The organism is Haloarcula halobia, from assembly GCF_029338255.1.
Taxonomy (GTDB): domain Archaea; phylum Halobacteriota; class Halobacteria; order Halobacteriales; family Haloarculaceae; genus Haloarcula; species Haloarcula halobia.
On the sequence record NZ_CP119787.1, the window covers coordinates 1,448,356 to 1,468,716 of the forward strand.

At 68.5% G+C, this 20,361-nt stretch carries 16 protein-coding genes and 1 pseudogene; 7 read left to right on the plus strand and 10 right to left on the minus strand.

The window, feature by feature from the left end:
- Window position 1: 1 nt before the first annotated feature.
- From P1K88_RS07675 to P1K88_RS07685, 3 genes are read right to left on the minus strand one after another with little or no spacing between them, the layout of a single operon-like run.
- Window positions 2-481 carry a Mut7-C RNAse domain-containing protein gene (locus P1K88_RS07675; protein ID WP_276413876.1) on the minus strand — a complete coding sequence of 160 codons (480 nt, stop codon included), beginning with the start codon at window positions 479-481 and terminating at the stop codon, window positions 2-4.
- 60 nt (window positions 482-541) lie between these two features.
- Window positions 542-2,284: a DNA polymerase/3'-5' exonuclease PolX gene (gene polX / locus P1K88_RS07680; protein WP_276413877.1), complete on the minus strand. Its 1,743-nt coding sequence runs from the start codon at window positions 2,282-2,284 to the stop codon at window positions 542-544.
- Between the two features lies 1 nt (window position 2,285).
- Window positions 2,286-2,738, minus strand: a complete 453-nt coding sequence (locus P1K88_RS07685; protein WP_276413878.1) for a DUF5788 family protein — start codon at window positions 2,736-2,738, stop codon at window positions 2,286-2,288.
- Window positions 2,739-2,920: 182 nt separating this feature from the next.
- Between P1K88_RS07685 and P1K88_RS07690 the strand changes: the two genes are divergently transcribed.
- Entirely contained in the window at window positions 2,921-4,996 is a 2,076-nt protein-coding gene (locus P1K88_RS07690) for a hypothetical protein (RefSeq protein ID WP_276413879.1), read from the plus strand.
- Between the two features lie 84 nt (window positions 4,997-5,080).
- Here the strand turns inward: P1K88_RS07690 and P1K88_RS07695 are convergent, their stop codons facing one another.
- Window positions 5,081-5,215: a DUF7503 family protein gene (locus P1K88_RS07695; RefSeq protein WP_276413880.1), complete on the minus strand. Its 135-nt coding sequence runs from the start codon at window positions 5,213-5,215 to the stop codon at window positions 5,081-5,083.
- A gap of 390 nt (window positions 5,216-5,605) precedes the next feature.
- Here P1K88_RS07695 and P1K88_RS07700 point away from each other — a divergent pair, with 390 nt between their 5' ends.
- Window positions 5,606-6,532, plus strand: coding sequence for a response regulator (locus tag P1K88_RS07700; protein ID WP_276413881.1), 927 nt, complete (start codon window positions 5,606-5,608; stop codon window positions 6,530-6,532).
- 5 nt (window positions 6,533-6,537) lie between these two features.
- Here P1K88_RS07700 and P1K88_RS07705 read toward each other — a convergent pair whose 3' ends face one another.
- Window positions 6,538-7,575, minus strand: a complete 1,038-nt coding sequence (locus P1K88_RS07705) for a zinc-dependent alcohol dehydrogenase family protein (protein WP_276413882.1) — start codon at window positions 7,573-7,575, stop codon at window positions 6,538-6,540.
- A gap of 113 nt (window positions 7,576-7,688) precedes the next feature.
- Here P1K88_RS07705 and P1K88_RS07710 point away from each other — a divergent pair.
- The 5 genes and pseudogenes from P1K88_RS07710 (at window position 7,689) to P1K88_RS07730 (ending at window position 13,385) form a co-directional block, all read left to right on the plus strand.
- Window positions 7,689-8,648 (plus strand): annotated as a pseudogene (locus P1K88_RS07710) (rhomboid family intramembrane serine protease).
- Between the two features lie 3 nt (window positions 8,649-8,651).
- Complete coding sequence (locus P1K88_RS07715; RefSeq protein WP_276413883.1) at window positions 8,652-9,458, plus strand: endonuclease V; 807 nt, start codon at window positions 8,652-8,654, stop codon at window positions 9,456-9,458.
- A gap of 173 nt (window positions 9,459-9,631) precedes the next feature.
- Entirely contained in the window at window positions 9,632-11,197 is a 1,566-nt protein-coding gene (locus P1K88_RS07720; protein WP_276413884.1) for a hypothetical protein, read from the plus strand.
- Between the two features lie 50 nt (window positions 11,198-11,247).
- Window positions 11,248-12,066: an SDR family oxidoreductase gene (locus tag P1K88_RS07725; protein ID WP_276413885.1), complete on the plus strand. Its 819-nt coding sequence runs from the start codon at window positions 11,248-11,250 to the stop codon at window positions 12,064-12,066.
- 2 nt (window positions 12,067-12,068) lie between these two features.
- Window positions 12,069-13,385 carry a glycerate kinase type-2 family protein gene (locus P1K88_RS07730; protein ID WP_276413886.1) on the plus strand — a complete coding sequence of 439 codons (1,317 nt, stop codon included), beginning with the start codon at window positions 12,069-12,071 and terminating at the stop codon, window positions 13,383-13,385.
- On the opposite strand, the gene P1K88_RS07735 is transcribed toward P1K88_RS07730, so the two are convergent.
- From P1K88_RS07735 to P1K88_RS07750, 5 genes are all read right to left on the minus strand, one after another.
- A complete protein-coding gene (locus tag P1K88_RS07735; protein ID WP_276413887.1) occupies window positions 13,382-14,443 on the minus strand; it encodes an ArsA family ATPase in 1,062 nt (353 codons plus the stop codon). The genes P1K88_RS07730 and P1K88_RS07735 overlap by 4 nt on opposite strands.
- Window positions 14,444-14,493: 50 nt before the next feature.
- Window positions 14,494-14,655 (minus strand): DUF7563 family protein, encoded by a 162-nt coding sequence (locus P1K88_RS18425; protein ID WP_276276834.1) that lies wholly within the window; start codon window positions 14,653-14,655, stop codon window positions 14,494-14,496.
- A gap of 74 nt (window positions 14,656-14,729) precedes the next feature.
- The gene (locus P1K88_RS07740) at window positions 14,730-17,165 is read right to left on the minus strand and encodes an ATP-dependent DNA helicase (protein WP_276413888.1); all 2,436 of its coding nucleotides are present in this window, start codon (window positions 17,163-17,165) and stop codon (window positions 14,730-14,732) included.
- Between the two features lie 346 nt (window positions 17,166-17,511).
- Entirely contained in the window at window positions 17,512-19,776 is a 2,265-nt protein-coding gene (locus P1K88_RS07745; protein WP_276413889.1) for an amino acid permease, read from the minus strand.
- The gene (locus P1K88_RS07750) at window positions 19,773-20,186 is read right to left on the minus strand and encodes a universal stress protein (RefSeq protein WP_276413890.1); all 414 of its coding nucleotides are present in this window, start codon (window positions 20,184-20,186) and stop codon (window positions 19,773-19,775) included. The genes P1K88_RS07745 and P1K88_RS07750 overlap by 4 nt, the downstream gene beginning before the upstream one ends.
- Window positions 20,187-20,361: the final 175 nt, after the last annotated feature.

The window sequence follows — 20,361 nt, forward strand, 5'->3', positions numbered from 1 at the left end:
CCTACAGGGACTCGACCGTCTCGACGACCGAGTCCCAGTGGCTCCCCTTCCAGAAGTGCTGGCCGCAGTCGCGACACCGCCAGACCGTCTCCTCGTCGGGGTCCGGGGCGTACTCGGGCGTGGGTTCGGTCCGGTCGACCTGCTCCAGCGGCGCGTTACAGGTCCCACAGTAGCGCGGTTCGTCGGTCACCGCGAGCGCGAACCCGGCGGCCGCGAGTTCGCGCAACTGGTCGGCCACCTCACGCTCGGTCAGCAACACCCCGTCGGGCGCCCGCCCGGCCAGCTGCCGGTCGCGGGTGACCACGCGTCGCCCCTCGGTGTGTGCGAGGGCGAGCATCGCGTCGTCGGTCTCGGCGTCCCGGTCCAGCGCGTAGGCGGCGTCGTAGCCACACATCCGCAGGTAGGTCGCCAGTTTCCCGAGCATGGCGTCCAGCAGGAGTGGGGCCCCACGGGGGTCCTCACCGTGATCGCTGTCCGTCATGTCGGTATCGACCGCCCGACGCCGGCTGGTCCCATCGGAACACAGGGACAGCAATCACGATCAGCCATCGAGGAACTCCCGGACGTCCTCGGCGTCACGCGCGTTCAGCACGTCGGGGGCTTCCGCCCACCCGCGCCTGGCCGTGTGGACGCCGTAACGGACCTGTTCGAAGCTGCTCGGGCTGTGGGCGTCGGTGTTGACGACGATGGTCGCGCCGGCCTCGATGGCCTGCTTGACCGCGCTCCCGCTCAGGTCCAGCCGGGCCGGACTTGCGTTGACCTCGAGGGCGGTGTCGTGTTCGGCGGCCACCTCGGCGAGGCGTTCGACGTCGACGTCGAGGCCGGGTCGCCGGTTGAGGAACCGCCCGGTCGGGTGGCCGACGACGTTCACGTCCGGGTGCTTCGCGGCCGCGACGAGTCGCTCGGTGCCGTCGCCGTCCAGGGCGACGTGGGGCGAGGCGACCACCACGTCGAGGGCCGCGAGCAGGTCGTCCGCGACCGAGATGCTCCCGTCCGCGGCGACGTTCGCCTCGACCCCGCTGAACACGTCGATGGGCGCGTCCTCGGCCACCTCGCGCACCGCGTCGAGTTGCTCGCGCAACTCCTCGTCCGGCACGCCGACGCCGCCGACCATCCCTGGTCCCGTGGCGTGGTCGCTGATGGCGATGTAGTCGTGGCCGAACGCCGCGGCGCCGTCGACCATCTCCGCGATGGAGTACCCGCCGTCGGACCAGTCGGTGTGGACGTGCAGGTCGCCCCGAACCTCGGCTTCCTCGAGCAGGTCCGGCAGGTCACCGCTCGCTGCGGCCTCGACCTCACCCCGGTTCTCCCGCAGTTCCGGGGGCATCCACGCCATCCCGAGGGCCTCGTACACCCCCTCCTCGGTCTCGCCGGCGACGCGCTCGCCGGCCCGCTGGCCGTCTTCTTCGTCGTCGACCGCCGAGACGTCGAAGACGCCGTACTCGTTTACCTTCAGGTTGCGCTCGATGGCGCGGTTGCGGACCGCGACGTTGTGGTCCTTGCTCCCCGTGAAGTACTGGAGGGCGGCCCCGAACTCCTCGGGCACGACCACGCGGAGGTCGACGCGGACGCCGCCGGCGCGGACGCTGGCCTTGGTCTCGCCGGCCTCGATGACGGTGTCGCCCCCCTCCCACTCGGTGAAGGCGTCGACGACGGCCTCGCCGTCGGTGCTCCCCACGAGCACGTCCACGTCGCCGATGGTCGGCCGAAAGCGCCGGAGCGACCCGCCGAGCTCGCACCGCTCGACGACGTCGAGGTCCGCGAGGAACGCTCTGATCTCCTCGCCGTACGGGCGTGCCTCCCCCAGCAGCGCCCGCTCGTGAGCCTCGCGGGCGAACTCGAGGTTGTCGAGGATGTTCTGTTCGGTCTTCTCGCCGAAGCCCTTCACGTCCCGGATCTCGCCGGCTTCGGCCGCCGCCTCCAGTTCGTCCAGGGTCGTGATCCCGAGCGCCTCGTACAGCGTCCCGACGGTCTTTGGCCCGACGCCCTCGACGGCGGTCAGGCCGGCCATGTCGACGGGCAGCTCCTCGCGGAGGGCCTCGAGTTCTTCGATGGCGCCCGTCTCGACGTACTCGGCGACCTTCGCGGCGATGGCGTCGCCGACACCCTCGATATCCTCGATGGCGTCCTCGCCCTCGCTGGCCAGGTCCTCGATCGCCACCGGGTGGTCGCGGATGTTCTCCGCCGCCCGACGGTACGCGCGTGGCTTGTACTCGACACCCTTCGCGTCCAGCAGGTCGGCGAACGCCTCAAGTTCCGTCGCGACGTCGTCGTTCAGGCGCATCTCAGAGACTCCGCCCGGCACGGCCGGTTCCGGAATCCGCGTCCTCCTGGCCCAGTGCCTTCTGCAGGAACTTCATCCAGCGCTTCTTGTCGGCGGCCTCCTGTGCCCGCTGCTCCGCCTCGAGGTCGGCCGACCCGAGCTGTTCCAGCGCGTTCAGCGCCCGGTCGATCCCGATTATCGCGTCGGCGAGCTCCGTGCCCTCCTCGTAGCTCACCTCGCCGTCCTCGATGCGTTGCTTGCGCTGGAGGCGCTCCCGCCGGAGGTTCGTCTTCGCCCGTTCGACCCGCTCGCGTTCGCCCTCCGGAATCGTGTCGCGCCGCTTTATCTCGAAGACGAACGACTGGAGGTCGATCTCCTCGCCCTGGACGGTGATGCGGTCGGGAATCGCGGCACCGACTGTCGCGCCCTCCCGTTCGATGCGCTCCAGCAGCCGTTTGCGCTCGAACTCTCTCACTACCGGTTCGTTCGGTCCGGGGGCTCTTACTCGCTTCGCTCGGCCACCCCCGACCACCGAATCGCCCGCTGGGCCGCCCTCACAGTTCGACTGTGTGATACGTTCTCGCCGGTATCTTTTTGATTTTCTCCCACGTGGATTCGAGACGAGACAGGGTCGACCGCCCGCTCCCCGCTCTCCCCATGACGCTTACATTCGAACCACTCGACGACCAGTCGGGGCTGGCAGTCATCGACCGGGTCGAGCGACAGCGCTACCGCATCCACACCCCCGAACCCGTCGCCCCGCGCCCGACGGCCGCGGATTCGTTCCTGTTCCCGGTCGGGGACGCGGTGACGATTCGGACCCGTTCTATCGTGCTCCCGACGGTCGTTCCCGTCTACGTCCGCGACGCTGGGGGGTCGATGGTCGCCGAGGTCACGCAGTTCGACAGCCAGACTCTCCCCGACGGCGAGTACAGCCTCGACCTCTGTACGCGCATCAAGACCTACCTGCGCGTCGAGTCTGCGTTCGAGGTCAGCGTCGACATCGACCGGACGCGCGTCGAGTTCGAGGAACCGACCGAGGTCCGAATCGGCGCCCGCTCGCGCCACGACCGGCCGGCCGCGACGGTCACGACGACGGCGGACCCCCGCGACGTGATGGCGGCCGTCGAGACGTTCGGGTCGGCGCTGAAGACGACCGACCCGGAGCGGTCGTACCCGACGCTGCGGGGCCACCCGCCGGCGCTCGAACTGGGCGACTCGCTGTCGATTCCGTCGAGCGTCGAGCGGCCGGAGACGGGGGTCACGCTGGAGCTCCCCCCGCGACTCGTGTCGGTGTTCGTCGCGGCGCCGCTTTCCTACTACCTCGGCGCGCGACTCGTCCCGTCTTCGACGCCGCGGCTGACGACCGAGACCGGGTTCGAGTACGCGCTTGACTCGCCCCGCGGGTTCGAGACCGAGGTCGAACGGACATTGAAACAGCTGTTCTTCCTCGACTGCGTGACTCGCACCGAAGGGTACTACGAGATAGACCTGCACGAGCGAACCGCCATCGAACCCTACGTCGACCTGGACTTCGCGAGCCTGTACGACCGGCCGCTCGCCGAACAGGTTGGCGCGTACCTCGATGTCCCGTACGAACTCATCGAGGAGCACATCCCCGAGTGGCGACTGACGACTCACGTCGAACCCACCGCGGCCAACGCCGAGCAGTTGCCCTTCGTCGTCGACGACCTGGCGGTCGTCCGGACCCACGACCACCGACAGCGGACCCGGGCGACGGTGCCCGCGGAGGTCGAGGCCGAGTTCACCCGCGACGACGTCATCACCCGGTCGGCCAGCGCCAGCGACGGGCCGGCCGCAAGCGAGTACGTCGAACCGACCTCCGAGGGCACCCTCGAACAGGCCTGGATCGGCGAGCGCATCCCCATCGGCGCGAGCAAGCTCACCGTCGAGGCGTTCCTGAACCGCCTGAACCGGGAGAACACGGACGAGGACATCTCCATCACCGTCGTCCAGAACGACGCCCGGATGGACGCCGAGCGGCAACTCGTCGACGACGTCTATGGCACCCGGTCGGACCTCCCGTTCGACATCAGGGCCCACAAGAACCTGACGACGGCCGAGCTGACCGACGTGCTCACCGGCCGGTGTGATTTCTTCCACTACATCGGCCACACGGATCGGGAGGGGTTCACCTGCAGCGACGGGAAGTTAGATGCGACGACGCTGGACTCGGTCGGTGTCGACACGTTCCTGCTTAACGCCTGCAACTCCTACCACCAGGGCCTGGGGCTCGTCGAACACGGGGCCATCGGCGGCATCGTCACGCTCAACGAGGTGGTCAACGAGCGGGCGGTCCGCATCGGCGAGACCATCGCGCGCCTGCTCAACGGCGGGTTTCCGCTCCGGGCGGCGCTGACCATCGCGCGCGAGCAGAGCGTGATGGGCGGCCAGTACATCGTCGTCGGAGACGGTGGCATCACCGTGACTCAGACGGCCGGCGGTGCGCCGAACCTCCTCGACATCACTCCGGTCAGCGATGGGTTCGAGGTCGAGATCCAGACGTACTCCACGGACGACCGCGGGCTCGGGACCATCTTCATGCCGTTCCTGGAGGCAACCGAGACGTACTACCTGAGATCCGGGACCATCGATACGTTCCACGTCTCGAGACCCGAACTCGCGCAGTTCCTCAGCATGGAGGAGGTTCCGGTCCGCATCGACGACGAGCTGTACTGGAGTACCTCGGTGGACCTGGACGGCGTTCTCTGAGCGGGCGCCGCTGGCGCTTCTCTGCGGTATCGACCGGAAAAATCCGCGCTGTTGTCCGTGAAACGTGCGTCGCTGGTGGTCGTTTTATGGGCCGCTGATAGCTGCGTTGTTCGCCGCCGCCGCGTTCCCTGCCTGCGTCAGCAGGAGGAGGACGGTGAACAGGACGCCGGCCATTCGTGGGTGCTCTGCGAGGTACTTCGCCATTGTACTGTCTGACATGGTACGACCTGACTGTCGGGAGATGGGAAATTAAATATTTTTGATTGTAACCTACATATATTTACTAATATTAAGTCGCTAATAACTGCGATTTCGGTGCCCGCTCACCATTCCGGCCCGAGAGCCGGTCCAGCGACCGATTCGCCTCCGGTGGCTGTCACGACGACAGTTGGCCTCGTGTCCCCGCTCGGCCTCGTAGCGGCCCCGGTCCGGCGCGACCTACCAGTATCGTTTTGTGACTCCCTACACAACTGGAGTCCAGACTATTCGACAGATGGCTCTCTCCAGCACTTACATCGCGGGCGAACCGGCGGCATCTTCGCGACGGTCTCGCGGGTCGGGCGGGACCGTCGGCGCGCCGCGGCCGTCGCGCGAGCGAGGGGTGGCACGATGACGGGGGACCGGGTCCTGCACCTGGACGGGGAGACGGTCAGGCTCTCGCGGTCCGTCCTGCACAACAGCACACGGGCGGCCGGTCACGACGCACCCCTGTTGCGGACGGAGTCCACAGACCAGCCCACCGACAATGCCATCGAGGTGCCCGTCCCGCTCGCGAAACTGCGCGAGGAGCGTACGATCCGCGTCCTGCACGTCGACGACGACCCGGACCTCGGCGAGATGGTCGGCACGTTCCTGGAGCGAATCGACGAGGATCTGACCGTCGTCACCGAGACGAGCGCCGTGGCGGCGCTCGAACACGTCCGCGAGGGCGACGTCGACTGCGTGGTCAGCGATTACCAGATGCCAAACACCGACGGCCTTGAGCTGCTTGAGCTGGTGCGCGACCAGCACCCGGACCTCCCTTTCATCCTCTTTACCGGCAAGGGCAGCGAGGAGATCGCGAGCGAGGCCATCGCGGCCGGCGTCACCGACTACATGCAGAAGGGGACCGGGACCGACACGTACGAGGTACTCGCGAACCGGGTGCGAAACGCCGTCGAGCAGTACCGGACCGAACAGCAGTTCTGGAGCGCGCTCTCGTGGTACCAGCGCCTGGTCGAACAGGAGCTGGCCGGGGTCTGTATCGTCCAGGCCGGTGAGTTCGTCTACGTCAACCAGCGACTCGCCGAGATTCTCGGGTACGGTCAGGACGAACTCGTCGGCCAGCCCCCCTCGTTCGTCGTCGGCACCGACCGGGCCGACTCCCTGGAGGTGCTCCAGACCCCAGACGATGACCAGGCCGATTCCTTCGAGACCGAGTGCACCGTCCTCCGGGCAGACGGCGAGTCGGTCACCATCGAGGTCTCCGGCGGGGCCATCGAGTACGACGGCGACCCGGCCTGGATCTGTGTCGCCCGGGAACGCGACGACGCGTAGCGGGTCTACACCTTGACGAGGACCTTGATAGCCTCCCGCTCGTCCATCGCGCGGTAGCCTTCCGGGACGCCCTGGAGGTCGACCGTCTTCGTGAACACCGGCGCGGGGTCGAGCACACCCTGCAGGACGTCGTCCATCAGGTCCTCCACGTAGGCCCGGACGGGTGCGACGCCGCCGGCCAGCGTGATGTTGTCGCTGAACAGCGAGTACAGCAGGTCGCCACCCTCGACGCCGTAGGGGACGCCGACGTAGCCGATCGTCCCGCCCGGCCGGCAGACGTCGACGGCCGTCTCCATCGACGACTGTGCCCCGACACACTCCAGTACGTGGTCGACGCCGCCGGCGGTCAGCGCCTCGACTTCACGGACGGCCTCGTCGCCGCGACTGGAGACGACGTCGGTGGCGCCGAACTCCTCGGCCAGTTCGAGGCGGTCCTCGTGGTGGCCCATCGCGACGATGCGGTTCGCGCCGAGGCGCTGGGCCGCGAGCACGCCACAGAGGCCGACCGCACCGTCGCCGATCACCACGCAGGTGCTCCCCTGCTCGACGTCGGCGCTGACCGCTGCGTGGTGGCCCGTACACATCACGTCGGTCAGCGGGAGCAGCGACTCGAGCATGTCCTCGTCGTCGGCGTGTCGGTCGGGCACCCGGACGAGCGTCCCGTCGGCGTACGGGACCCGGACCTTCTCGCCCTGCGCGCCGTCGTGTTCGCCACCCCACCCCTCGTCCTCGATACAGGAGGTGTAGATACCCTTCCGACAGGGCCCGCACTCGCCGCAGCTGATGGCAAAGGGCGAGAGGACGCGGTCCCCGACGTCGACCGAGTCGACGTCGTCGCCCACCGCCTCGACGATGCCCATCGGTTCGTGGCCGGTTCGCCACCCCTCCTCGTAGTCCCGCTCGCCGCGGTAGAACCAGAGGTCCGACCCGCAGACGGCGGTGTGCGTGATTCGGACGACGGCGTCGGTCGATGCCTCGAGCTCCGGGTCCGGAACTTCCTCGACGCGAACGTCTCGCGTGCCGTGGTAGACTGTCGCTTGCATCGGTCACCCATTCGAAGCGGGGCCACAAAAACACGCCACCTCGAGACTGTCGTTCGTGCCGGCGACCCGCACAAACACAACCCCTTTTGTCCCGTCCCCACTACACTCGCCCAATGGCGAAGTGCGACGTGTGTGGTAGGTCGGAAAGTATGCCCTACCAGTGTGGGCACTGTGGCGGGACGTACTGTGGGGAACACCGACTGCCCGAGGCACACGACTGTCCGGGGCTTGACAGCTAGGGCGACCCCGACGGCGTGTTCGACAGCGGGTTCGACGACAGCGTGACGACCGGCGGGTCCAGCCAGTCGGGCGGGCTGGCCGACCGCGTCGGACTCGACACCGGGCCGGGCGGCGTCTTCGGCTACTTCCGTGGGAACATGACCTACGTGTTCCTGGCGCTGATGGCCATCACCTTCATCGCCGAACAGGTCGTCGGCCAGCTGGTCGGCATCTCGAACCCTGTCTTCTACTCGCGGTCCGAACTCTGGCGCTCTATCTTCCTGTTGCACCCGGACAACCTCCTGTACGTCTGGACGTGGGTGACCTCGATCTTCGCCCACGACCCGGCGGGGTTCTACCACATCCTCGGGAACGGCATCGTCATCTACTTCTTCGGCCGGCTGGTCGAACAGCAGCTGGGCTCGAAGCGGTTCACCGTCTTCTTCCTGGCCTCGGGGATGCTGGCGGGGCTGGGACAGGTCCTGTTGCAGCTGGTCCAGGGGGCCAGTTACGGCGTCCTGGGGGCGAGCGGGGCCGCGCTGGCCATCCTCGGCTTCCTGACGGTGCTGAACCCGGACCTGCGGGTGTACCTCTACTTCCTCATCCCGGTGCCTATCTGGGCAATCACCGGGTTCTACCTGCTGGCGAGCGTCTTCGGGATGCTCTCGCCCGGCAGCGTCGGCCTGCTCGGGGGCAACGTCGCCCACACGGCCCACCTCATCGGGCTGGGAATCGGCCTCTGGTACGGGAACAAGGTCAAGAGCCGGGCACACGTCCCGTCGTCGCTGCAGTTCGGCGGTGGCGGCCCGGGTGGTCCGGGCGGTCCCGGCGGCCCCGGCCGACGCCGCCCCTGACCGATGGACGTCGTTCGCCCGGAGTTCGTCCCGGACCCGTCGCTCTCGCGCGCGGCGATGGAGGCCCTCCAGCGCGACATCGCGGCGGCCGCCGTCTTCGAGGACGACCTCTCGTTCGACGTCGCGTCACTCCGGACCGACAGCGACCAGCGAACGCTGGCGGACGCCCCCGGGGACGCTGCCGACGAGGCGCCGCTGGTCGCCGGCGTCGACCAGGCCTTCGTCGACGACCGGGCCGTCTCGGCCGTCGTCGTCCTGCAGGACGGCGCCGTCGTCGAAGAGGTCACCGCCGTCGCCCCGGCGGTCATCCCCTACATCCCCGGCCTGCTCTCCTTCCGCGAGGGCGGGGCCATCCTCGCGGCCTTCGAGCGACTCGACCACGACCCCGACGTCGTCCTCGTCGACGGCAGCGGGCGGGTCCACTTCCGCGAGGCCGGCCTGGCGACCCACGTCGGCGTCACGCTCGACGTGCCGACGGTCGGCGTCGCGAAGAACCTGCTCTGTGGCCGGCCGCGCGCCTCGCTGGACCGGAAACTCCCGGTCGGCGAACGCGTGGCCATCGAGGCCGACCCCGACGTCGAGACGGCCGCCGAGGGGACGGTCATCGGCTACGCCGTCCAGAGCCGCCAGTACGACTCGCCCGACCGCCACGTCAACCCGCTCGTCGTGAGTCCCGGCCACCGGGTGAGCGCGACGACGGCCGCCGACATCGTCCTGGCGACGGCTACCGGCTACAAGTTGCCCGAACCGACCCGCCTCGCCGACCGGGCGGCCGACGCCGCACGGGAACGGGTCGAGACGGGCGAGTGAGCGGCCGTCGCCCGACAAGCGGCGACTAACTATGACCCTCGACCGTCTCGACGACGGCAGATGGCCACGCTCGCACGGGTCGGCGACGGGGGCGTTACGACGGGACGGCCGTCGGCGTCGCTCCCCTCGTCACCGACCGATCCAGCGAATCTGACGGCCGAGGAGGAGAGCCCATGGCATCCGACCAAGAGATAGAGACGAGCGCGCGACGCATCACCCCCGTTCGCGAGGCGGCGACGGTCGCCCCCGGGACGGAACTGCTGTTCGAAGTCGGCGTCCCCGAGTCGGCCGCGGGCCGGGCCGGGACGCGCTGGACGGTCGACGGCCGGGAGGCGACCGACGTCGGGCCGCTCCACGACGAGTACCTGCACCACGGGATGGACTTCCTCCGGCGGACCTTCGAGTCGCCGGGCGAACACGAGGTGACCGCCGTCGTCGTCGACGAGGCCGGCGAGGACGTCGATACGGTCGCGTGGACAGTTACCGTCGCGGACGGCGGCAGCCAGGCACCGGTCCTCGAGCGGCCGACCGCGGTCCAGGAGGTGACCTACGCCGACGACACCGACGCCGTCGACCTGACGATAGCGGTGCGGGACCCCGACGCCGACCTCCACCGGACGGTGTGGTTCCTGCGGGGCGGCGACGTCTACCTCGGGGCCACGTCCGTCCAGGGCGACCGGGACACGGCCACGCTGTCAGTCACGACCTTCTGTGACTACTGTCGCGTGTTCGTCCTGCTCGTCGACGAGAACGGCGCCGTCCGTTCGACCGCGCCCTACTACTTCCACCGCGTCGCGGACGCGAGCTCCGAGGCCGTCGGCGTCGACCAGACGCTGGTCGTCCGGAGCGACGACGGCGACCGGGTCTTCTACGAGTTCGAGGTCAGCGGCACCCTCGCCTACGGGCCCGCGGGCGACGAACCGGCCCACCCGGAGTTCATCGAGGGCGCCCGTGCCCGCAGTTCCGTCGCGGGGGCCAGCGAGGACGTCTTTACGTTCACCGGCGAACTCACGGACGTCCGGACCGAGGGCCCCGCCGTCGTGACGGTCGACGACGACCGGGTCGACCTCTCTGTGTTCGACGACGGTCGGCTGGACCTCTCGGTGTTCGACGCCGACCTGCGCCCCGAGTCCGCCGCCGGCACGGACGCCGAGGTCCACGACCTGGTCGTCGAGAGCACCGGCGCCGAACGGGCGGAGTACGCGCTCGCTGTCAGCGGTGACCTCGAGTACGACGACGACGAACGGACCGACCCGTTCCCCCAGGACCGGGACGGGGCGACCGCGACCGGGACCGTCGCCGACGGCGAGCGCGACCGGTATCAGTTCACGGGCGAGGTGACCGAGTGCTCGGTCGTCGGCCCGGCGACCGTTCGCATCGACGACCAGGTGGTGACCAGCGCGGCCGAGTCGGCCCCGCCACCCGACGACGGTGCGGCGGTCAGCATCCAGGTCGTGGAGTCGGACGTGTCGGTCGAACGCGGCGCCGACGTCGAACTGCGGGGGCTCGTTCGCAACGAGGGGGACGCGGCCGGCGAGCGACGGGTGTGGACCAGTCTGACCGGCCCGGACGTGCTGCAGTTCCGGCGGGACCTGGTGGTCGACCTGGACCCGGACGACCTGCGGTTCGTGGACCTCGAGCCGTACGACACCGCGGCCCTCCCGCCGGGCGAGTACACGTTCTCGGCCACCACCGGGGACGACACCGCCTCGACGACCGTCACCGTCGACGCCGAGTGACCGTCCCTGACAACGTATAACTGCCCGGGGCGTGTTCGCCCAGACGACACATGGCGAAGACGGTGCTGATAACGGGTGCGTCCTCCGGAATCGGGCGAGCGACTGCAGAGGCCTTCCTGGCCGACGACTGGACGGTCTGGGCGACCGCACGCGACGAATCGGACCTGGCGGACCTGCCGGACGGGTGCGTGACGGCCGAGCTCGACGTGACCAACGCCCGCGAGTGCGAGCGGGTCGTCGAGGATCTGGTCGACGCGGAGCGGCGCGTCGACTGCCTCGTGAACAACGCCGGCTACGGCCAGTTCGGAGCCGTCGAGGACGTCTCGACCGGACAGGTCGACGCCCAGTTCGACGTCAACCTCTATGGCCCACACCGACTGATTCGCGAGGTGCTCCCGCACATGCGGGCCCGCGAGAACGGGACCGTCGTCACCCTCTCCGACGTCGCCGGGAAGCTCGCGCTCCCCAGCCAGGGCGTCTACGCCGCCTCGAAACACGCGGTGGAGGGGCTCCACGACGCGCTCCGCGCTGAGGTCGCACAGTACGACGTCGACGTGGTGCTCGTCGAACCCGGCCCCGTCGAGACCGGGTTCGAGGAGCGGGCCGTCGCGGAGCGCGAGGCCACCGACGCGACGGGGGCCTACGACTGGCTCTACGAGGCCGCCGCCGACGCTCGGCTCTCGGGGGTCACCGACGCCTTCGCCGTCTCACCGGAGGCGGTGGCGCTGACGGTTCGCGACGCCGCGAACGCCAGCGACCCGCGCCCGCGCTATCCCGTCGGCGAGGCGGCCCGCGTCCTGCTCCTGGCCCGGTATCTCCCCCCGCGCTGGCGAGACGCCGCCGTCGACCTCGTACGGAAGTTCGTCTGACCATGATACGCGACTCCGACACCCTCGCTCGCTCGCCCGCCCACGACTGCGCGCTTGACTGCCTCGAGGCCGGCATCGAGGCCGCCCGGCCCCGGACCGTCGTCGCCGAGGCGGTCCAGCGCACGGGCAGTCAGCTCCGAATCGACGACGCCGTCTACGACCTCGAGGCCTACGAGCGCGTCGTCGTCCTCGGCGGTGGCAAGGCCGCCGCCCAGGTCGCACGCGAACTCGAGACGGTCCTCGGCGACGCTATCACGGGGGGCGTCGTCGTCACCGACGACCCGGATGCCTGCGACCAGGTGACCGTCCGCGAGGGCGACCACCCCGTCCCCAGCCAGCGTGGCGTCGAGGGCGCCAAAGCGGTCCTCGAACAGGCCCGGGCCGCCGACGCGTCGACGCTGGTGCTGGCCGTCATCACCGGCGGGGGGAGCGCGCTGCTCCCGGCACCGGCCGAGGCGGTGGGTCTCGAGGCGCTCCAGTCGGTCACCGACGCGCTGCTCGCATCGGGCGCGACCATCGACGAGATAAACGCCGTCCGCAAGCACTGCTCGCGGCTGAAAGGCGGGCGACTCGCCGCGGCGGCCACACCGGCGACGGTGGCGACGCTGGTCTTCTCGGACGTCGTCGGCAACGACCTCTCGGTCATCGCCAGCGGCCCCACGGTCCCCGACGGGACGACGTTCGCCGACGCGCTGGCGGTCCTGGACCGGTACGACATCGACGCCCCCGCGGTCCGCGGGTACCTGCAGGCCGGCGTCGACGGCGACGCGCCCGAGACCCCCTCGGCGGGCGACCCCGCGTTCGACAGGGTCTCGACGCACGTGCTCGCGGACGCCTGGACCGCACTCGAGGCGGCCCGGTCGACGGCCCTGGAGCACGGCTACGAGACGATGGTCCTCTCCTCACGACTTCGCGGCGAGGCCCGCGAGGCCGGCCTGGCCCACCTCGCGGTGGCCGAGGAGGTGGTCTCGACCGGCAACCCCGTCGAGCCACCCGCCGTCGTGCTCTCGGGTGGCGAACTGACCGTGACGGTCCGGGGCGACGGCGAGGGCGGACCCAATCAGGAGTTCGCGCTCGCGGGCGCCATCGACCTGCCGGCCGGGGCCGTCCTGGCCGCCGTGGACACCGACGGCCGCGACGGCGCGAGCGACGCGGCCGGCGCCATCGTCGACAGCGAGACGGTCACCGACACAGCGGCCGCCCGGGATGCCCTCGACGACAACGACGCTGGCGGCTTCCTGGACGGCCGGGAGGCCCGCATCGTCACCGGCCGGACCGGGACGAACGTCAACGACCTGCGCGTGCTGGTGGTCGACTAGTCGAGACAGGCCGCGACCACCGACAGCAACCGCTCGCCGTGGACCTCCTCTGCCAGCAGCGGCACCCGGCGGACGTCGTGGCCACGGAAGAGGTCCTGGGAGCGCCGGAGCGCCTCCTGCTGGACGTCCCACCGGCGGGCACAGAACGAGCAGTCGGCGTGGTTGGGCCCCTCGATGTCGACGTCCTCGCCCAGAATCTCTTTCGGGTCCTGCATCAGGCGGTTGACGACGACGGTGCCGACGGGGATGCCGAAGGCGTCGAGCTGGTCGAGCAGGCGCTCGGACTCGACGACGGACAGCTCCTCGGGCACCATGACTACCCGGAAGTCGGTCTTGGTGGGGTCACGGAGGACCGCCCGCAGGTGTTCGATGCGGTCGCTCAGTTCACGCAGGTCCTCGATGCCCGCCTCCGGGTCGACGTCCTCGCTGTCCCCGAACATCCCCGTGAGGTTCCCGAGCATGCCGGAGAACCGCTCGCGAAGCTGGAGGATCTTCCCGACCATCGAGTCCATCGTCTCGGGGAGTTCCAGCAACCGGAGCGTGTGGCCGGTCGGCGCGGTGTCGATGACGACTCGGTCGAACTGGTCGTCGTCGACGTACTCGAGCAACAGCCGCATCGCCGCGGCCTCGTCGGCCCCGGGCATCGACCCGCCCAGCAAGCCGTCCTCGCCGGCCACCGGGTCCTCGCCGCCCGCGCCGGGCATCCCCTCGCCGCCGAGCATCTCGCCGAGGCCGCCGAGTGCGCCCTCCTCCATCCCGAGCGGTCCCTCGCCCATCGCGGCCTCGGGGTCGATCTCGGCGGCAAAGAGCGGGACGTCCTCGCGGATGCGGGTCGGCGTCGCCGCAATCTCCGTCTCGAGCGTGTCGGACAGCGAGTGGGCGGGGTCAGTCGAGACGACGAGCGTCTTCGTCCCGTCGCGCGCGGACGCGAGCGCCGTCGCGGCCGCACACGTCGTCTTCCCGACGCCACCCTTCCCGCCGTAGAGCACGTAGTCTGGGGCGTCGATCCCCTCCGGTGGTGCCACCTGGTCGACTGCTTCGACGTCGAGGTCGGTCATAGCCGTGGCTACGGTCGGCCGGCCTTGAGTACTTCCCGAAAACGTCTCCCCTACTGTCGCGACGACCGCGCCTCACGAACGTCCGCGCCGTCCCTGAGTTTGTCCTCACAGTTCGGGCAGACCCGCGGTCCCTGTGACTCGACTGCTTCTGGCGTAAAGACCCGTACGTACTGCTCGGTGACGAAGTTTCCGCAGTTCTGGCACTCGGGCATCCTCAGATAAAGGCAATTAGTCGGATAAATGTCTTTTGTTGCCTACGAAATGAACCGGTATTCGATAGCGGGGCCTACCCGTGCTCCGGCCAGAACCGGTCGAGCTGGCCCGCGAGGAACTCCGGTGTCATCGTGGTGAACTCCTCGCGTTCCCCCTCGGGGAGGTATGGATACACCGAGTGGCGCGCGTCGGGCGTGTAGCGGCGGCCGACGAACGCGCGGACACCCACCTCGTCGACGCCCCGGATTACCCGCCCGATGGCCTGGCGGGCCCGCCGGACCGCCGGCACCGTCAGCGCGTACTCGAAGGCGTTCTCCTCGCCGAAGGCGTCGCCGTAGGCCCGCTGGACCGCCCGGACGCGGGGCGACCCGATGTTCACCAGCGGGACCCCCACGACCGCACACGTCGAGAGTTTCGCCCCGTCGTAGTCGACGCCCTCGGTCAGCGTCCCGCGCGTGGAGGTGACCAGCACCTTCCCATCGCCGCGGAAGAACCGTCGCTTTCGGCGGTCGGTCGCCTCGTTGCTGGACGCCTCGTCGACGACGACTGGTTTCTCGACGGCCTCCTCCAGGTATGCGCCCGCCCAGCGTGCCTCGCGGTAGTTCGGCATGGCCAGCATGACGTTGCCGGGCGAGCGAGCAAGGGCCCGCAGGGCCTGTGCGTACTCGTCGCGCGTCGGGTTCCAGTTCTCGCCAAGCGGTTTCATCTCGTCGGGGTCGCCCCGATTCCGGGCGGTAAACGGGCACGCGTCGACCAGGTAGGAGGCCCGGTTCTCCGGCGGGAACGGGAGGTCGTACGTCGTCGAGCGGACCGGCCGGGGCGCCTCGTCCTCCGTCGACGACTCGCCAAGCGCCTCCAGGCCGGAGACGCGGGTGAACACGTCCAGCGGTTCGAGCGTGGCACTCATCAGGACGCCCCCGCCCAGCTCGTCGAACACCTCCTTCAGCGCCGTCGCGGGCATGCAGTTGTAACAGAGGAGGCCGGGCGTGTAGACGGCCTGGTAGTCGGCGTCGACGCGGCGGCGATCCGTCGGGGAGTGCTCCAGTTCGATCTCGCGGAGGAACGTCGCGTGATCGCGCTCCCACCACTGGCCCGCGATGACCCCGACGGCGGCACACACGGGCTGGCGCGTCAGGCCGAGCTGGTCGATGACGTCCTCGACGGCCGCGCCGATCTGGGCGAGCGAGCGCCAGAGCCGCCCGTCGTAGCCCCGCTTTTCGGCCCACTCCGTCAACTCGTCTTGCTCGACCGTGTCGGGGTCTCTGAGGGGAATCTCCCGGTCGTGCTCCGGGAGGACGCTCGGCTCCGCGCGCCACCCCTCGTGTTCCGCGTCGAGGTGTGACTCGACGCGGTCGTCCAGCCACCGGAGCAGGTCGTCGTAGAACTTCCGGGCGCGGTCTACCGCGTCCAGAGGCACTTCCCGGGCCGAGAGCACCTCCCGGACCTGTCGCTTGTGGTCGCTGCTCTGCTGGGCCCGCTGGACCAGCAGGTTGCAGTCGTTGCGGGCCTGTTTCAGCGTCTGTCGCCCCACTCTATCGGAGAGCAGGTCCCGCACCCGCTCTTCGAGGCGGTGGGCCTCGTCGACGACGACGAACGTCCGGTCGTCGAGCAGCCCCGAGAGGAGGGGACGCGACCCGGGGTCGAAGAGGTGGTTGTAGTTGCCGACGACGACGTCGGCCTCCTCCAGCATGACGCTCATCACCCGGTGGGGACAGGTACCCCGCTCGACGGCCGCCGGCAGGTACTCGTCTATCGTGGCGACGTTGTGCTCGCCGACGCCGAAGTCGACGGGCGACCCCCTGTTGCGGGCGTACCAGTCGGCCTCGAAGGGGCAGTACAGCGGCGGGTCGTCGCTCTCGGCCATCGACTCGGGGGCGGTCGGCTGGGTGGGACGGTAGGGTGAGGCCGCGCCAGCCGTCGCCAGGGTGTCTTCGCCCAGCGTCGACTGGTCGACGGCGTCGGGCCGGGCGGCCGTCGCGAGGTCCTGAGCCGCCCGCGGGTCCCACCACTGGTCCTCGTCGTCGACCTCGGTCTCGATGGCCGCCTCGGCGACGGCGGCGCCGCTCCCGCGCCCGTCGTCCTCGACGAGTCGCGCCGTCGCCTCGCGCAGGTCCTCGCAGCGCTCGTGCGTGCTGGCGTCCTCGGGGAAGAGTCCCTCGCGGCCGTACGGACAGAGGTCGCGCTTGCCGACCAGCGCGATGCCGGACAGGGGCTCCTCGAGCCCGGCGTTCAGCGTCCGCAGGTCGTCGACGAACTGGTCGAGCTGTTGCTTGACGGGCGTGACGACGAGCACCCGCTCGTAGAGGTCGGTGTCCCGGACGAGCGTGGCTGCGGCGGTGAGCGCCGCCATCGTCTTGCCCGTCCCGCAGGGCCCCTCCATCGCCAGGAAGCCCCGCGACTTGCCCGCCTCGATGGCCCGTTCGACCGCGTCGGCCTGGTTCTCGTAGGGCTCGTCGAACCCGAAGTACGAGCGCCATGCCTCGTCGCCGGTGGCGGCCGAATCTCGCATCGAGACAGGGTTGGGCGGCTTGGTATTTGAACCGCCGGGTTCGCTATCGGGGAACGCAGACGTTCTCGGTCGTTCCACCGTGGCAGCTTACCGGTGTGTTGCACTCGCTGTGACCGATACCGGGGTATCTGGAGCACCGGGGCTGTGTTCAGTCCCTGGCGGGATGGACGGGACAACCGTACGATGGCTGTCTCTTTTCTGATCGCACCCTGGCCCCACCATTCAAACCCGACGACCGAAAGACCCCCGTCTCACTTGATCAGGAGCAGCGACGAGTTCCGTCGGGCTGCACCAGCCCACCCTGTCGGTCGACCGAGTCGAGAGTCATACCGAAAGCAGTCTCCGTTCAGCGACGACCGAAGATTCGCTCTCTCAACGTTCGCGAGGACGGCCGTTCTGCCAACAGGACCGGCGTCTCGAGCGTCTCGAGCGTCTCGAACGCGAGGGAGTCGCGAACGATCCGAGACAGCAACCCGCGCTCGGTGGCACCGATGATCACGAGGCTGTACGCCGAACCAACAGTCCCGATCGCGGTCTCGACGTCACCGGTTTCGATCAGGAGTTCAGCATCGCCCAGCTGGTGGCCGTCAGCCCAGTCCGAGAGAAACTCTCGACCCGCCGCTTCCTCACCGTCGTCCACGATGTGTAACAGAGATACATCCACACCGATGGTTTCGCGGAGCGCCCGGGCCACTTCCGCGGAGAGGTCCGACGATGGACCGCCCGCCGTCGGCACGAGTACGTCGGAGAGATCGAGATCCTCTCCGTCCAATACGAGGAAATCACAGGGGAGGTCGTGCGTGAGCTCCTCCAGAGCGCCCTCCGCGCGGCCGCCCGCCAACTTTGCGCCGCCGTACCCCATCACGACGCGATCAACGTCGTTCGACCGGGCAGCGTCGAACACCTCCTGAAAGCCCCGGTGGGACAGGATCGTCCGTCGTTCGATCGGCACGTCGAACGCTTCCGCATCCGCCTTCGCGGCAGTGAGGAGCTTTTCGGAGGCCGATTTCAGCCCCGATTCGTTCTCGGCTGCCGTCTGAAGCGATGTCTGATCCGGGACGGTGACGATGTGGGTTGCGAGTACACGACCGCCCTCGTGTTGCGCGAGTGCGCCAGCCAGCGTAATCAGGTCGCTTTCGGTTCGCGGGTTCGACAGCGCCACCATCGTCGTTGGGCCCTCGTCCCCCGATGGTGCGACTGCCTCAGCGGCGCCGACGACCTCGTCCGGCAGTTCGCCCTCGCGACTCCGGATATAATCGGCGAGCACTCCGTGCTGGGTCGTTTTGTCCCGGGCGTACACGAAGTACCACAGCACAGCAGCAAGCACGAATCCGCCGGACAGCGCAATCTCCAGTGCGTCCATGAACGCGACCAGTCCCAGCGATAGCACTGCCCCTAGGATCGGCGTGATCGGATAGAACGGGACGGTGAACTCCGGGTCGTACTCGGGTACGTCTGCCTCTCGGAACACGATCAACCCCACGTTCATGAGTGCGTACACGATGAGGTGGAGTACGCTCGCGGCCTTCGCCAGGACCTCGATGTCACGGCCGAGGAACGCGATGAACACGATGATCAGGCCACCGGTCACGAGAATCGAGCGGTACGGCGTCGCGTAGTTCGGGTGGATCTCGTTGAGCCAGTTGGTGACGATCTTGTCTCGGCCCATGGCGAAGTTGATACGCGCCGAGGCGAGAATCGAAGCGTTGGCCGAGGACGCCGTCGCGAGGAGTGCGCCGAGTGTCATCACCGCGGCAGCAGCGGCAGCGATCCCACCGATCGGCCCGATCGAGACGGGGAAGGCAACCGAAGCGGCCTGTGCGACGGGGGCGTCTTGACTCAGATCCGGCCACGGAACCACCCCGAGCATCGTCGTCACGAGAATCGCGTAGATGACGGTGACGATACCGACGCTTCCGATGATCGCGATCGGGAGGTTTCGTCCCGGGTTCTTCAGTTCCTCCGCGACGGTGGCGATCTTCGCATAGCCGAGAAACGAGACGAACACGAGGGCGGTCGCCGGGAGAATCGCCCCTGTACCGAACGGAGCGAGTCCGTCTTCCCCGGCGAGTGTGGCGTAGTCGAACGAGAGAAACCCCGCGATTGCGAACGCGGTGAGAATCGAGAGCAGAACGAAGACGATGACAGTCTGGACGCCCCCCGTCTCCTTCGCGCCGATGTAATTGACACCGACGAAGACAGCGCCTGCGAGGAGTGCGCCCAGCTGAATCGGGTTCAGGAAGGCGATTTCGGGGAGGCCGACGAAGACGGCGAGGTACTGGCCGAAGCCGATACAGTAGAACGCAGACGCGAACGCGAGCCCCATCCAATCGCCCATCCCGGCGATCGATCCGAACATCGGCCCCAGCGACTTGTTGATGTAGTAGTACCCCCCGCCGGCTTTCGGCATCGCCGTGCCGAGTTCGGAGACAGACAGCGCGTTTACCATCGCTATCAACCCGCCGACGATGAAGGAGACGACGACGACCGGCCCGGCGGCGTTCGCGGCGACGCCCGGCAGGACGAAGATTCCGGCCCCGATCATCGTCCCGATACCGATCGTCATCGCCGAGACGAGTCCCAGGTCTTTGGCGAGTTCCTCGTCGCTCATTCCTCTGACTCAACTCGCGGGAGCGCGATAACCGGCAGTTCTGCGTTTAGAACGAGTTTGAGAGAGAGGTCGCCGGAGAGAAACTGCATGAGGCGGCCACCGCCGCGGGAGCGATAGGCGATCGCGCTCGCCTCGACTTCATCAGCTGCCGCGAAGATGGCGTCGACGATATCTCGGCGATAGGCGGTATGCGTATCAGCGTCGGGGAAGACACGCCGGACAGCCTCGTAGGATTCTTCGGCCAGCTCTTCTGATTGTTCGACCGGGGTCTTGTCCGGGACGCCGCCACCTTTCTCGACGACGTGCAACGCCGTCACGTGTTCCGGCTCGTACGGTTCGAGTTGCCTTGCCGTGGCCTCGGCGTCTTCTTCGTTGGCGACCGGGAGTAATACGTGTTCGAGTATGTTCATCTTCATACCACTCCGTGACAGGAACAGACGGGTGCCGGACGATTCATACAACAGAGTCAGTCGCCTTGTATATAAAAATCGGGTTCTGATTGGGCATTCAGTAAAAAGTAGCAGTTATTAGCGCGGTTCGAATATCACTGGCCGGTGTATTTTCTCAAAACCTGAATCTGGACAA